Here is a 1,361-nt window from a genome sequence, read left to right on the forward strand (position 1 = left end):
GTAATTACCCACCCCCTTGCGCGGGTCGGGTTTCGCTGATTCCCTCGTGGGATGGGCCGAAGCGATCTTGAGCGGCTGAGCCGCGAGGAGCTGATCGAGCTGGTGCTGCGGATGCAGCGCCCGGAAAAGACTTCACGCACGTCTTCGAAGCCGCCGGCAACGGATCGCAAGGAGCGGCGCGAGCAGGCCAAACCAGGCGGGGCGAAGCCTGGCCACGAGGGCCACAGCCGCGTGATGAGCGAGGATCCCGATGCCGTCGTCGCGCATCGCCCGGATCGCTGCGCGTGCTGCGGCGGCGGACTGCACGGGGACCTTCCCGTCGAGGTCGTCAGCGTCTCCGAACGGATCGAGCTGCCGGAAGTCGCACCGGTCGTCACCCAGCATCAACGGCTGGCGGTGCAGTGCCCGACCTGCGGGGCGCGTGTGATCGCACCGGTGCCGGAGGCGGCGCGCGGCACGCCCTTCGGCCCGCGGCTGCATGCGGTGGCAACGTACCTCAAGACCTTCCAGGCCTTATCCTACGAGCGGTTGCAGGCGGCGCTGTCGGATCTGTTCGGGCTTACGCTCAGCCAGGGCGGGCTGATGAACCTGCTCCAGCGCGCGCAGAAGCGCTTCCGCTCCGGTCGCGAGGCGGCCGTCTCGATCCTGCGCCGTGCCATGGTGGTCGCCTCGGACGAGACCGGCGTGCGCATCGAGGGCAGCAACGCCTATCATTGGGTCTTCCATTCGGCTCAAGCCGTGGTGCACACGGCCTCCCCGACGCGGGGCGCCATCGTGGTGCGGGAGATGATGGACGGCCACCGGCCCGCGGTGTGGATCTCGGACCGCTACACCGCCCAGCAGGGACACGCGGCCGCGCACCAGACCTGCCTCGCCCATCTCGCCCGCGATGTCGCCTACGCCGTCGACACCAGCGACGATCCTGTCCCCTGGCGCCTGCAGCTCTGGCTCCAATCCGTGTTCGCTCTGGCAGAGCGCGCCACCGATCTGGCCACCTCGACGCTGGCCGCCAAACGCCGGAGCCTGGATCGGCAATTGGGCGCCATCCTCGCCACGCCGAGCCGCTGCGACCTGACCCGCGACCTGCAGGCCAAGCTCGGTCGGGCTCGCCATCAGCTCTTGGTCTTCCTCGACCATCCCAGTGCCGTCGAACCGACCAACAACGGCTCGGAACGGCTGCTGCGTCCGGCCGTGGTCCAAAGGAAGATGACCAACGGCTATCGCGCGATGTGGGCCGCTGCGGGCGAGGCCGACATCCGCACCGTGGTCGATACCGCCCGCCTCACAGGCAGCACCTCCTTCGGCACCATCCTCAAAACCGTTGGCGCCTGAACCCAGCGGTCACAGGGGTGGGTAATTAC

1 protein-coding gene is annotated in these 1,361 nt (G+C 68.8%); it reads left to right on the forward strand.

Going from position 1 to position 1,361, the window contains the following annotated elements; translation table 11 throughout:
- Positions 1-51 precede the first annotated feature (51 nt).
- Positions 52-1,332 carry an IS66 family transposase gene (locus FV229_RS26855; RefSeq protein WP_147754816.1) on the forward strand — a complete coding sequence of 427 codons (1,281 nt, stop codon included), beginning with the start codon at positions 52-54 and terminating at the stop codon, positions 1,330-1,332.
- Positions 1,333-1,361 lie beyond the last annotated feature (29 nt).

The organism is Methylobacterium sp. WL120, from assembly GCF_008039465.1.
Classification (GTDB): domain Bacteria; phylum Pseudomonadota; class Alphaproteobacteria; order Rhizobiales; family Beijerinckiaceae; genus Methylobacterium; species Methylobacterium cerastii.